Annotated in this window: 11 protein-coding genes; 8 read left to right on the top strand and 3 right to left on the bottom strand. The window is 61.5% G+C overall.

Annotation, left to right across the window (positions count from 1 at the left end):
• Positions 1-209: 209 nt before the first annotated feature.
• From E0702_RS15655 to E0702_RS15640, 4 genes are all read left to right on the top strand, one after another.
• On the top strand, positions 210-1,199 hold the full coding sequence (locus E0702_RS15655; RefSeq protein WP_132045528.1) for a Bug family tripartite tricarboxylate transporter substrate binding protein: 990 nt from the start codon (positions 210-212) through the stop codon (positions 1,197-1,199).
• Between the two features lie 93 nt (positions 1,200-1,292).
• The gene (locus E0702_RS15650) at positions 1,293-1,790 is read left to right on the top strand and encodes a tripartite tricarboxylate transporter TctB family protein (RefSeq protein WP_132045526.1); all 498 of its coding nucleotides are present in this window, start codon (positions 1,293-1,295) and stop codon (positions 1,788-1,790) included.
• A gap of 29 nt (positions 1,791-1,819) precedes the next feature.
• On the top strand, positions 1,820-3,328 hold the full coding sequence (locus E0702_RS15645; protein ID WP_132045524.1) for a tripartite tricarboxylate transporter permease: 1,509 nt from the start codon (positions 1,820-1,822) through the stop codon (positions 3,326-3,328).
• Positions 3,329-3,460: 132 nt separating this feature from the next.
• Entirely contained in the window at positions 3,461-4,864 is a 1,404-nt protein-coding gene (locus E0702_RS15640; protein WP_132045522.1) for a hypothetical protein, read from the top strand.
• Positions 4,865-4,876: 12 nt separating this feature from the next.
• On the opposite strand, the gene E0702_RS15635 is transcribed toward E0702_RS15640, so the two are convergent.
• Entirely contained in the window at positions 4,877-5,590 is a 714-nt protein-coding gene (locus E0702_RS15635; protein ID WP_132045520.1) for an SDR family NAD(P)-dependent oxidoreductase, read from the bottom strand.
• Positions 5,591-5,757: 167 nt separating this feature from the next.
• Between E0702_RS15635 and E0702_RS15630 the strand changes: the two genes are divergently transcribed.
• Complete coding sequence (locus E0702_RS15630; RefSeq protein ID WP_132045518.1) at positions 5,758-6,657, top strand: 3-hydroxyacyl-CoA dehydrogenase NAD-binding domain-containing protein; 900 nt, start codon at positions 5,758-5,760, stop codon at positions 6,655-6,657.
• A 78-nt stretch (positions 6,658-6,735) separates the two neighbouring features.
• On the opposite strand, the gene E0702_RS15625 is transcribed toward E0702_RS15630, so the two are convergent.
• Together E0702_RS15625 and E0702_RS15620 are read right to left on the bottom strand one after the other, a co-directional pair.
• Complete coding sequence (locus tag E0702_RS15625) at positions 6,736-7,890, bottom strand: acyl-CoA dehydrogenase family protein (RefSeq protein ID WP_132045516.1); 1,155 nt, start codon at positions 7,888-7,890, stop codon at positions 6,736-6,738.
• Positions 7,891-7,939: 49 nt separating this feature from the next.
• A complete protein-coding gene (locus tag E0702_RS15620) occupies positions 7,940-8,761 on the bottom strand; it encodes an IclR family transcriptional regulator (protein WP_205741949.1) in 822 nt (273 codons plus the stop codon).
• Between the two features lie 277 nt (positions 8,762-9,038).
• Between E0702_RS15620 and E0702_RS15615 the strand changes: the two genes are divergently transcribed.
• The 3 genes from E0702_RS15615 to E0702_RS15605 are packed head-to-tail and all read left to right on the top strand — an operon-like array spanning position 9,039 to position 12,625.
• A complete protein-coding gene (locus tag E0702_RS15615) occupies positions 9,039-9,830 on the top strand; it encodes an enoyl-CoA hydratase (RefSeq protein WP_132045514.1) in 792 nt (263 codons plus the stop codon).
• Positions 9,830-11,359, top strand: a complete 1,530-nt coding sequence (locus E0702_RS15610) for a 3-hydroxyacyl-CoA dehydrogenase (protein ID WP_132045512.1) — start codon at positions 9,830-9,832, stop codon at positions 11,357-11,359. The genes E0702_RS15615 and E0702_RS15610 overlap by 1 nt, the downstream gene beginning before the upstream one ends.
• A 42-nt stretch (positions 11,360-11,401) precedes the next feature.
• Entirely contained in the window at positions 11,402-12,625 is a 1,224-nt protein-coding gene (locus E0702_RS15605; protein WP_132045510.1) for a CaiB/BaiF CoA transferase family protein, read from the top strand.
• Positions 12,626-12,733 lie beyond the last annotated feature (108 nt).

Below are 12,733 nucleotides of genomic sequence, written 5' to 3'. Positions count from 1 at the left end.
CCGAGGGAGATTGAATTGGCAGCTGTCGCTTGAAAATGTGTCCGCTCTGACTTGACCAGAACATCCCGGTACGGTTCAGATACTACTCGATTGCGACTAAAGTCGGGTTATGGGCGCGTGATAATCACAGTAATGTACAGGCGAATTTTACGTACACTAGTTCGCCATGCGAACCTGCAATCTCTAACCCAGCCAATCTAGAGTTCCTAATGAAGAAACTGCTCAACGTTCTTTGCGCTGCCACCTGCGGCGGGGCCGTGGCTCTCACCCTCTCCGTTTCCACCGCTCAGGCCCAGGAGTGGCCCAGCGATGACGTGCGCCTGGTGGTGCCCTACGCACCGGGTGGGACCACCGACGTCCTCTCGCGTCGTGTGGCTGACCTGCTCAAGGAAGAGCTGGGTGCCAACGTCGTCGTTGAGAACCGTCCAGGGGCAGGCTCTACCGTAGCTACCGGCCGCCTGGCCCGTGGTGGCCGTGATGCCGACCACACCATCCTGATGGCCTCCCCGGGCCATACCATTGGTGCCGCCATCTATCCCAACCTCACCTACGATCCGGTCGAGGACTTCGTGTTCATCCAGAACATGCTGAACATCCCCAACGTGATGGTAGTGCCGGCGGATAGTCCCTATGCGAGCCCGCTCGAGTTCATCGAAGCTGCTCAGGATCAGAATATGTCCTTCAGCAGCAGTGGTGTGGGCAGCTCCATCCACATGTCTGGCGAGCTGTTCAAGACCCTCACCGGTTCTGATATGACTCACGTGCCGTTTGCTGGCAGTGGTGCCGCGTTGCCGGCGCTGCTGGGTGGCGACGTTGACGTCTCCTTCGAGAACATGCCCACCGTGTTCTCACACATCCAGTCTGGCGACCTGAAGGCGCTGGCGGTGACCTCCGCGGAACGCTCTCAGTACCTGCCTGACGTGCCGACCCTCAAGGAGATCGGGGAGCATGGCCTTGACAACTTCGTGACCACCGCCTGGTTTGGTGTTATCGCTCACGAGTCGTTCCCTGAGGAGGCCGTCACCACCATGCAGGAAGCCCTGCAGGCGGTGATGGAGCGTGAAGAGTTCACCAGCTTTGTCGAGCAGCTGGGCGGCGAGAAGGGCGTTCGCTCCGGCGATGAGTTTGAGGCCTTCATCGCCAGCGAGGTCGAGCGCTGGGATGCGGTCGCCGAACAGGCAGGTCTGCGCCAGGAGTAAGTGGCTGACGAAAGGCCGAGCAGTGAGGCGAGGGCAGGGGCTCTCGCCTCACTGCGTTGATGACACGCACTTCATCTCGAGAGGGTAGCTCCGATGACGAGACCTCAATCTTCCGGCGGTTCGCCGATCAAGGATGCCTGGGATGTGATCGCCGGTGCTATGCTGCTGGCCTTCTCCCTGGTGCTGCTGTTCTATCTGATTCCCCAGCACATCGGCGTGCCGCCGGTGGTGCAGAACCCGATGATGTCACCTCGCTGGCTACCCACCATCGTTGGTTGGCTGCTACTGGTGTTCGCGTTGCTGCTCATGGGGCAGGGCTTCGTGATGGCCGACAGCGATGACAGTGGACGCCGTTTCGAACGTGGCCCGTGGCTGCGCTTTGCCCTAATGGGGCTCGCCCTGGTGGTCTATGTCGGGTTGTTCGAACTGCTTGGCGCCATCCTCAGTGGGATCCTCGCCACCTTGCTGCTATTCATTGCGCATCCGGTACGCACCTGGTGGGTCTATAGCCTGGCGATCGCCTTCCCGCTGGGGGTGACGCTGCTTTTCACCGAGGTGATGAACGTGCCACTGCCGACGCTGCCGTTCTGATACGGCCATCTCTCACGATCGGGTGACTTATGGAAAACATGACTGAAGTTCTGCAGCTGTTTCTGGCCGCAGAGAACTTCCTGGCCATCGCGGTGGGGGTGATCATCGGCGTCACCGTCGGCTCCATCCCCGGCCTCACTGCCACCATGGCGGTGGCCCTGGCGCTGCCCTTTACCTTCTCGATGGAGCCTGTGGCGGCGATCCTGCTGCTGGTGGGTATCTATAAGGGCGGCATGTACGGCGGCTCGATTACCGCCATTCTGATTCGCACCCCGGGCTCGCCGGCCTCGGCCTGCACCCTGCTCGATGGTTATCCGCTGGCCCAGCAGGGCGAGGCCAAGAAGGCGCTCAAGATGGCGCTCTACTCCTCGGTGATCGCGGATTTCATCTCCAATATCGCGCTAATTTTCTTTGCCGCCTATCTGGCCAAGATCGCGCTCAACTTTGGTGCGCCGGAGTTCTTCTGGCTGATCTGCTTCTCGTTGACCATCATCATCTCGTTGGCCAGTGGTTCGATGGTCAAGGGACTGATCGCCGCCCTGTTGGGGATCCTCTTCTCGTTGGTAGGGCTCGATTCGGTGTTCGGCTCCCAGCGGCTGACCTTCGGTAATTACAACCTGATGGACAGCATCTCGTTCATCCCGCTGTTGATCGGACTGTTCGCGATACCTGAGATCATCGAGTTCTACCGCAAGAAAGTGGTGCCTCACCTGCGAGCCAAGGCAAGCGGGGCGGGTGTCTCGCTGAGCGAACTCAAGCGCAGCCTCAAGAGCATCATACGCGGTAGCCTGATCGGCGTCTGCATTGGCGCGATACCAGGCACCGGCGCCACCGCGGCGGCCTTCATCTCCTACAGCGATGCCAAGCGTCGCTCACCTAACCGCGAACGTTTCGGAAAGGGCGAGGTGGAAGGTGTGGCGGCCTCCGAGGCTGGCAACAACGGCGTGGCCGGAGCCACCATGATTCCGCTGCTCTCGCTGGGTATCCCCGGCGATGTGATCACCGCGATCATCCTCGGCGCCTTCATGGTGCATGGTCTGACGCCGGGCCCGCTGCTGTTCCAGGAGAACCTGCCGCTGATCTACGCGCTGTTTCTCGGCATCATGCTCAGTTCGCTGATCCTGCTGGTGGTGGGTAACGCGGCGATTCGCTACTTTTCGCTGATCGCCGATATCCCCAAGGCCATCCTGTTCCCGATCGTGCTGATGTTCTGCGTCTACGGGGCCTATGCCGTCAACAACGACACCTTCGATGTGTGGCTGATGCTGGGCTTCGGTCTGTTGGGTTACGTGTTCAATCGCACCGGCATTCCCGCGGCACCGTTTTTGATCGGCTTCATCCTGGGGCCGATGTTCGAGGACAACCTGCGTCGCTCACTGCTGATTGGTTCCAACGATCTGTCGATCTTCGTGCGCGGGCCCATCACCTGGTTCTTCATCGCGTTGACAGTGGGCTCCATCCTGCTGGCCCTCTACCGTTTCCTGTCGTCGCGCCACAGGGCCAAGCGTGAGGCAAGTGAACCGGACTCTGGTGCATGACCCCGGAGGTTGCCGTGTAGGCGCATAGCGCGGCGTCTCGCCCACGGCACCAGCCGCCGCGCATCTCACCAGGAGGGCCGGTCTCGTCTCGGAGGCCGGCCCGCGTGATTGTCAGGGAGATGACACCGCCACATGATCACACTTCGCTGCCCATCGGCGCGCCGATGGGCCAGTCACCTTCTTGCTGCCGTGGCCGCACTGAGTGTGGTGGCGGTGGTGACCGATACGCCTTGGGCCACGTGGCTGGCGATACCGTTGCTGCTGGGATACCTGATGTTGGGCTGGGAGCGGTTCACCATCACCGCGCGTTTGCTGGTCATGGTAAGTGGGGGCATGTCGCTGTTGGCCATCGGGCGGCTTGCCGACCCGTGGCCGGCGTTGCTGGAGGCCGCTGGCTCCTTTGTGTTCCTGGCGGCCTTCATGACGGCTCTGGCGATGCTGCGCCTGCCCGCCTACCGCTCACGGTTGATACGCCGTTGTGGGCAGGCGCTGCTGAATCAACCGCCTACCTGGCGATATCCGATGCTCTCCATCGGCGCCACATTGTTCGGCATCGTGCTCAATTTTGGTGTGCTGAACCTCTTCATGTCGATGATCGACAAGGCCAACACCTTGAGCGCCGCCTACGGGCAGGCATGGCTGAGAGACGTGCGCCGGCGGCGCATGCTGTTGGCGACCCTGCGTGGCTTCACCCTGGCGCCCCTGATTTCCCCCCTGGGGATTGGGGTCGCGGTGGTACTCGGTAACCTGCCGTCTTTGACCTGGGGGCAGCTGTTTCCCTATGTGTTGGTGTCGGCCACGGCGCTGTTTCTGCTCGGCTGGGCCTGCGATCAGGCCACGGGGCCTCGCCCCATGAGCCAGGCCGCCGCTGTCGAGCGTCCTTCCCTGATGCCGCTGGCAGCCTTCAGTCTACTGCTGCTGGCCCTGGTGTTGCTGGTGTTGACCCTTGCCGCCTGGCTCTCGCTGCGGTTGCCCGAGGCAGTGTTGATGGGGGTGCCACTGGGGGCCTGGTTGTGGCTGGTCGTTCAATGCCGACGGCTGGGTCAGGCTGGTACCGGCCCTGCCATGACCTTGATGGCGCGGCGACTGCCCGACATGTTGGGCGGCATCGGCAACGAGGTGGTGGCCCTGGGCTCCGGGGCCTATCTGGGGTATCTGAGCGTTGCGCTGCTGCACCCCGCTCAGCTGGAGGACGTGACCACCTTGCTGGTCATGCTTGGCAACTGGCTGCCGGCATTGGTGGTGCTGCTGATCGTGGTGCTGGCCCATATTGGGCTCAATCCCATCATCAGCGTCACCTTCTTGACCGGCATGGTCGCCGAGGTAGGGCTCGACGGGGTGTCGTTGCCGTTGTTGGCGGCGGCCATGCTGGTGGGATGGTCATTGACCATGAGCTCATCGCCGATCACTGCCGCGATGATGATCACCTCGCGCTTTGCGGGGATGCGTGCCTGGCAAATTGGCTGGCGTTGGAATGGGGGGTTCCTGGCGATCTCGCTGGCGGCGGCGGCCGTGTTGTTCCGTCTGGTCAGTTGAGCCCGCAGGCTTTCACCCGACGGTAACCCCGCCACACACGAATAGCGTCTGGCCGGTGATGAAGCCGCTGCGTGGATCACAGAAGAAGCTGACCGCTTGGGCCACGTCCTCTGGCTCGCCCATGCGCTGTACCGGGATGTTCTCGATGATACGGCGGGCGCGCTCGGAGTCGGGCGGATTGTTTTCCCAGAACGCCGTGGTGGCGATGGGACCCGGGGCGACACAGTTGACGGTGATCCCGTCCCCGGCCAGTTCCAGGGCCCAGGTGCGCGCCATGGACTGAAGTGCCCCCTTGGTCGCGCTGTAGAGGGTGCGGGCCTCCTTGCCTAACACCACGCGACTGGCATTCATGACAATCCGCCCTTCGCCTCGCTCGCGCATGCTGGGTAGCAGGGCCTGGGTGCATACCAGCGCCGAACGGACGTTGAGATGCATCAGCGGATCGAAGTCCTCGACCCGGGTCTCGGCGAGCAGGGCAGGGCGTACGATGCCGACGTTGTTGACCAGGCAGTCGATCCGATGGTCGCGTGCAAGTGTCTCGACGATCTCGCGGGTGGCATCGGCATCGCCAAGGTCCACGCGAGTGGCATCGGCCCTGAGGGACTCGGCCTCAGGCGTCTCGATGTCCAGGACAAAAGGGCGATAGCCGTCTTGCTGGAGGCGCAGGGCGATGGCTTGGCCGATGTTGCGAGCGCCGCCGGTGATGATGGCACAGCGGTCCGACATGGTGATGTCTCCTGGTGAAGGGCCCTTGTCCGAGGCAGTTGTTCGAAGGAAGATGTGCGTAGTGTGAACATTGGTTCGTATTGTGGCAATTCTCTGCGTCCGACTTGCCGTCACACCAGGACCTTTGTCGACATGCCGTCGGACGCTCGATAGCGGTGAGGTAAGACATGCAGTCTGAACGACATGGGGTAGTGATCGGTGCCGGTACCATGGGCACCAACCTGGCGCGGCTGATGCTGCGCCGGGGAATGCGAGTCACGGTGCTGGATGTCAACGCCGCAGGACTGGCGCGTTGCCACAAGGCGTTGCAGGAGGAGGCGGCCTTCAGCCAGCAGGCCCGCTTCGTGACGGCCTGGGCCGAAGTAGGCGGGTGTGACGTCGTGGTGGAGAGCGTGACCGAGAACCTGGAGCTCAAGCAGCAGGTGCTCGCGGAGGCGGAGCGCCATATCGACGTAACGACACTGCTCCTGACCAACACCTCCGGGCTCGAGATCGACGCCTTGGCTGAAGGGCTGGCACACCCCGAAAGGTTCATGGGGGCGCATTTCTTCAATCCCGCCGATCTGATTCCCGCGGTAGAGGTGATCCCCGGCCCGAGCACTGCCGAGGACAGCGTCGAGCGTGCCTGTGACTGGCTGCGTGAACTGGGCAAGCGTCCCGCCGTGCTCCGCCAGGGAGTGCCGGGGTTCGTGGCCAATCGTATCCAGCATGCGCTGATGCGCGAATGCCTGGCACTGCTTGAACAGGGCGTGGTGGACGCCGAGGCGCTGGATGACATCGTGCGCTACTCCATCGGTATCCGTTTGGCCATCAATGGCCCGCTTCGCCAGCGCGATCTCAATGGCCTGGACACCCACCTCAACATCGCTCGCTATCTCTACGCGGATCTGGAGAATCGCACCACGCCGGGTCCGCTGCTCGAGCAGTTGGTGGCAGACGGGCGCCTCGGTCGCAAGTGCGGTCAGGGGTTCCATGAGTGGCCGGAAGGCGATGCGCACGCCTATGAACGGCGTGAGCGAGCGCTCCTTGAGCGTCTGCTGGCCATGATGGACGACGCGGAGGAGTGAGGGTGAGGCTGCCGAAAGCGGCGCGTCGCGAGTCGAGGCAGCCGCTTTCGGCAGGTGGTACGCATCACGAATCGACGGTTACGCTTGAGCCTCACGGATCATGTTGCGCGAGATGATCACCTGCTGGATCTGGGTCGTGCCTTCGTACAGGCGGAACAGCCTGACGTCACGGTAGAACCGTTCGACCGCATACTCACTGATGTAGCCGGCGCCACCATGGATCTGCACGCCCCTGTCGGCGACTCGGCTGCACATTTCCGTGGCAAACATCTTGGCACAGGACGCCTCGGTGCCGACGTTTTGTCCGTCGTCTCGCTTGCGCGCGGCATCCAGAACCATGCACTTGGCGGCATAGATCTCCGCCTTGGAGTCGGCCAGCATCCCCTGGATCAGCTGGAAGTCGGCTATCGCACGACCGAACTGCCGTCTTTCCATGGCGAAGCGCAGTGAGTCATCCAGTATGCGCTCGGCGGCACCGACGGCGATGGCGGCGATGTGGAGACGCCCCTTGTCGAGTACCTTCATGGCGGTCTTGAAGCCGACACCTTCCTGCTCGCCAATCAGCGCACTGGCAGGTACGCGGACATTGTCGAAGATCACATCCGCGGTGTGCGCCCCCTTCTGGCCCATCTTCTTGTCGCGCTTGCCGATGGTGATGCCGGGCGTCGTGGCATCCACGATAAAGGCGCTGATGCCCTTGGCGCCCTTGATCTCGGGGTTGGTGCGCGCCATGACGGTAAAGATCCCGGCGTGCGGGGCATTGGTGATGTAGCGCTTGGTCCCATTGATGAGGTAGCCATCGCCATCCTTGACGGCCGTGGTCCTCAGCGATGCGGCATCGGAGCCGGAGTCCGGCTCGGTCAGGCAGAAGGCGCTGAGTATCTCGCCACTGGCCAGCCGGGGCAGGTAGGTGGCCTTCTGATCGTCGGTGCCGTCAAGCAGGATGCCGATGGAGCCGATGCCATTGTTGGTGCCGATGAAGGAGCGAAAGGCCGGCGACGTCCTGCCGAGTTCGAAGGCGATATTGACCTCTTCCTCCATCGTGACCCCAAGGCCACCGAACGCCTCGGGAATGGTGAGCCCGAAAAGCCCCATGTCACGCATCTGCGAGGCGATATCCGCCGGGATCTCGTCGGTCTCGGCTACCTCTTCCTCACGGGGAATGAGTACCTCGTTGACGAAGCTTCGAATGGCGTCGAGCAGGATCTGCAGGGTTTCCTGGTCGCGAATCATGCGGTTTCCTCCTGAAAGCGGTGGCCCGTTAGCCGGCACGGGGGATGGTTCAAGAAAGTGGCGTCTGGATGTCGTTGACCAGCTGCACCAGTCGAGGGCCGATGGATGTCTCAAGCTTCTCGCGCGAAATCTGAAACTCGGGCCCACCGCAGTTGAACGACAGGATGCCGAGTTGGGGATGGTGCAGGGGAACCGCCACGGCATTGACCTTGCGCTGCCATTCGCCGATCGACAGGCAGAACCCATAATCGGCGTAGTCGCGGAAGGCGCTCTCCAGGGCCCTGCGTATGCGCGGCCACTCATCGGGATGGTGGTCGCGAATATGCCCCATCAGCACCTCGGCCTCGTCGTGTGGCATGGCGGCGAGGTAGGCACGCCCGGCCGAGCTCTGGTGAATCGGCAGGCGTGTCCCGATCTGGCGGCGGATCGTCGACTGCAGTGCGCTCTGCACGACGTCCAGGTACACCATGTCCAGCCTGTCCCGGGCTGACATGGCGACGGTGGCCCCGACCTCGTTGGCAAGATCGATCATCAAGGGTTGTGCTATCGACCGAATGGGCAGGTTGGAGATCATGGAATAGCCGAATGACATGACACCCACGTCCAGCTGGTACTTGCCCTTGGGAAGCGGTCGCAGGTAGCCGAGCTTGGCCAGCGTATGCGTCAACCGACTGATGGTGGGGCGGGGAAGGCCGGTCTTCCTGGCAAGGTCGAGATTGCTCAACGTGCTGTCACGAGGCGTAAAACACCGCAGCAATTCAAGCCCTCGGGCGAGTGCCGTCACGAACTGACGGTCCTTCTCCTGATCATCCGCGGCATTGATCGGATCCAGCATGACCTTGAAGTCGCTCTGATTGGCCGTCTTGTTCACAGAGTCGCCCTCCGATCCCTGATGGTAAGTGGCGCTAGTCTGGTCAGCGCGACGGCCTATGTCAATATTTCAGAATTGATGTCCGCATGGCGATCTTTTTTAAAAAGCGGTGCTCACTGCGTCCGACACGCGAGGTCTAAGGTAAGCCTTTGATATGTGGTGTTGCTATGGGGAGGTCGCGGGAGTTGTTGACAGTCTCGCGCCCCTGACGGTACGGTTTGAGCAATATAGCAAAACTAAAGTCTGCATAGCGGACATATATATCGGGAGTCCGAGCATGAGCGACAAGCAGCACCCACCGGAGGTCTTTCTGGAGTCCCTGACAGAGGGGGTGGCGGTAGTCGTCATCAACCGCCCCAAGGCCAAGAATGCGCTGAATGCCGACGTCAGGCGCCAGTTGGCCGAACAATTTCTGTCGCTGGGACAGCGTGATGAGGTGCGGGCCATCGTGTTGACGGGGGGAGACCAGGCCTTTGTAGCCGGTGCCGACGTCAAGGAGTTTGCCACGGCCTCGCCAACCGACATGTACCGGCGTCACAACGAGCGTTTCTGGGACCCCATTGCCCATTGCCCAAAACCGGTGATTGCGGCCGTCAGCGGATTTGCTCTGGGAGGGGGCTGTGAGCTTGCCATGCACTGCGACATCATCGTGGCGGGTGAGTCGGCGCGGTTCGGGCAACCCGAGGTCAAGCTTGGCCTGATGCCGGGGGCCGGTGGAACACAGCGTCTGGTGCGTGCCGTGGGCAAGTTTCAGGCGATGCGCCTGCTGATGACGGGCTGCATGGTCAATGCACCCGAGGCATTGCGTATGGGCCTTGTCAGCGAAGTCGTTGCCGATGACCAGACGTTGGAGCGTGCCATGTCACTCGCCCGCGAGATCGCTGCCATGCCGGCCCTGGCGGTGGAGCAGATCAAGGAAACGGTGCTTTCCGGTGCGGACCTTCCTCTGGAAAACGCCTTGGTTCTTGAACGGAAGGCCTTCCAGATGCTGTTCGATACCGCCGATCAGAAGGAAGGGGCTGCTGCCTTTATCGAGAAACGCAAACCGACCTATCGGGGAGAAGCGTAATGGCTGTGATGCTGAAGCGACTGGGCATCGTGGGGACGGGTGTCATGGGGGCGGGCATCGCGCAACTCGCTGCCCAGGCCGGTCTCGAGGTCTTGCTGTTCGACAAGCGCGAGGGGGCGGCGGCCGCGGCGCTTGAGAGCTTGAGCGCCACGTTCGACAAGCTGGTGGGCAAGGGCAAGGTGTCGCGTGAGTCTGCCGACGCAGCCCTGTCCCGCCTAGAGATCGTCGATACCTTGGACGGGTTGGCGGCGTGTGAGATGGTGCTCGAGGCGATTGTCGAAGACCTGGGCATCAAGCACAGCCTGTTTCGCGACCTTGAAGCCATCGTCTCCAGTGATTGTATCCTCGCCACCAACACCTCATCGCTGTCGGTCACCGCGATTGCTTCCGGCCTGGCGCTGCCCGGCCGGGTAGCGGGCTTTCACTTCTTCAACCCCGTACCTCTCATGAAGGTCGTCGAGGTAATCGGGGGTACCGATACCGACGCATCTGTGCTCGACACCTTGCTCGAGCTGAGTCATCGCCTGGGCCATACCGGTGTGCTTGCCAAGGACACCCCGGGGTTCATCGTGAACCACGCGGGCCGCGCTTACGGTACCGAAGGGTTGAAGCTTCTCGAGGAGAATATCGCCCCTCCCGACGATATCGACCGCATTCTCAGGGAAAGTGCTGGGTTCCGGATGGGACCTCTGGAGCTCTTCGACTTGACTGGCCTGGATGTATCGCATCCTGCCATGGAGTCCATTTTCGAGCAGTTCTATCATGACCCGCGCTATCGTCCCTCCTACCTGTCCAGGCAGATGCTCAGAGGCAAGCGCCTGGGGCGCAAAACGGGCGTGGGCTTCTATCGTTACGAAGGCGGAAAGAAGGCCGACGTGCTTGCGCCTCAACCGGTTCCCCTGGCGAAGGACACCCCGCCGGTCTGGCTGGGCGTCGACGATGACACCGTACGTGAGAGCGTCGTGTCGCTGCTTGCGGGACTGGGGTGTCGACTGGAGTCCTCTGCGAATCCCTCCCAGGACGCGCTGTGCCTGCTGGTTCCCTTTGGGGAAGACGCCACCAGTGCCAGCGACCGCTTTGGCGTCGACCCTACGCGTACCGTCTGCCTGGATGCTCTGACCGGGCTTGATAGCCACCGAACCCTGATGGTGACTCCGGTCACGCGCCAGGACATGCGTGACGCAGCACATGGCCTGTTGGGGGCAGATGGCGTTGGCGTCACCGTGATTCGTGACAGTGTGGGCTTTGTATCACAGCGGGTACTCGCTTCAATCGTCAATCTAGCGTGCGAGATCGCCCAGCGTGAAATCGCCACCCCGGTCGATATCGACAATGCCGTCAGGCTGGGGCTCAACTATCCCCAGGGTCCCCTCGCATGGGGGGATCAGCTGGGGCCTAGGCGGGTGCTGGCCATTCTTGAACGCATGAGCGCACTGACGGGAGATCCGCGCTATCGGCCCAGTCCATGGCTGCGCAGGCGCGCGATGCTGGGCCTGTCTCTCTTGTACCAGGAACCGTCTATTCGCTGAAGCCGGAGTGTTTATGTTGTTTGCCGAAGTGAGGTGGTACTGATGGGGGCGCTGACAGGGGTACGTGTGCTCGACCTCAGCCGTGTGTTGGCGGGGCCGTGGTGTAGCCAGATATTGGCTGACCTGGGCGCCGATGTTGTCAAGGTGGAGCGTGTCGGGCGGGGTGATGATACCCGTGCCTGGGGACCGCCCTACATGAAGGATGCCCAGGGTCATGAGACCCTGGAGGCCTCGTACTATCAGTCCACCAATCGCAACAAGCGCTCCGTCGCTGTCGATATGGCGACTGAGAAGGGCCAGAAGATTGTCCGTGCGCTGGCTGCTGAGAGCGATGTCCTGATCGAAAATTTCAAGGCAGACTCCCTGAAGAAGTTCGGGCTGGACTATGCATCGCTCTCCCAGCTCAATCCCAGGTTGATCTATTGCTCCATCACGGGCTTCGGCCAGACAGGCCCTCGCGCGAAGCAGCCAGGCTATGACTTCATTATCCAGGCGTTGGGCGGCTTGATGAGCATCACCGGTGAGCGTGACGGAGTTCCTGGAGGAGGGCCCCAGAAAGTGGGGGTTGCTGTCACTGACGTCATGACAGGGCTGTATTCGGTGATTGCCATACAGGCGGCTCTCCTGGCGCGCGAAAAAACCGGGCGAGGTCAGTACTGTGACATGGCTCTGCTGGATGTCCAGGTGGCGGCACTAGGGAACCAGAGCCAGAATTATCTGAGTACCGGTGTCTCACCTGGCAGGTACGGCAACGCGCATGCCAACATCGTGCCGTATAACTCATTCCGTGCCCGGGACAAGGACTTTATCATCGCCTGTGGCAATGACACGCAGTTTGCGGCCCTCTGCGACGCTATCGGTCTACCGGAACTATCTGTTGATCCCCGTTTTACGAAGAACGAGGACCGCGTCAGAAATCGCGATGCCATAACGCAGATTCTTGTCGAGCATTTCAAGCAAGATGTGGCGGATGCGTGGGTAGAGAAAATCGCTAGGGTCAATGTTCCGGTTGGCGTAATCAATGATATTGCTGGTGCGTTGGCGGAGCCTCAAGTCAGTGCCCGTGGGATGCTTGTCAATATTCCTCATCCCATGAATCCGGATTTCACGATGGTCGGGAGTCCGATACACCTCTCCGACACCCCCGTCATGTATCGTAATCCCGCTCCGCAACTGGGCCAGGATACGGATTCTGTGTTGGCCGAATACCTTGATCTAGACCCCCAGGCGCTTTCAGCGCTGAAGAATGAAGGGGTCCTGGGGTAGAGGTTTTCGTTTTTTTGATACTACCGTCCATAACGAGGAAAAGATGAAAGTACTCGTCGCGGTCAAACGCGTCATCGACTACAACGTCAAGATCCGTGTCAAGCCGGA

Origin of the sequence: Halomonas marinisediminis (assembly GCF_004347715.1) — a bacterium.
In the GTDB taxonomy this organism is placed as follows: domain Bacteria; phylum Pseudomonadota; class Gammaproteobacteria; order Pseudomonadales; family Halomonadaceae; genus Halomonas; species Halomonas icarae.
This window is presented reverse-complemented; position numbering and strand designations above follow the sequence as displayed.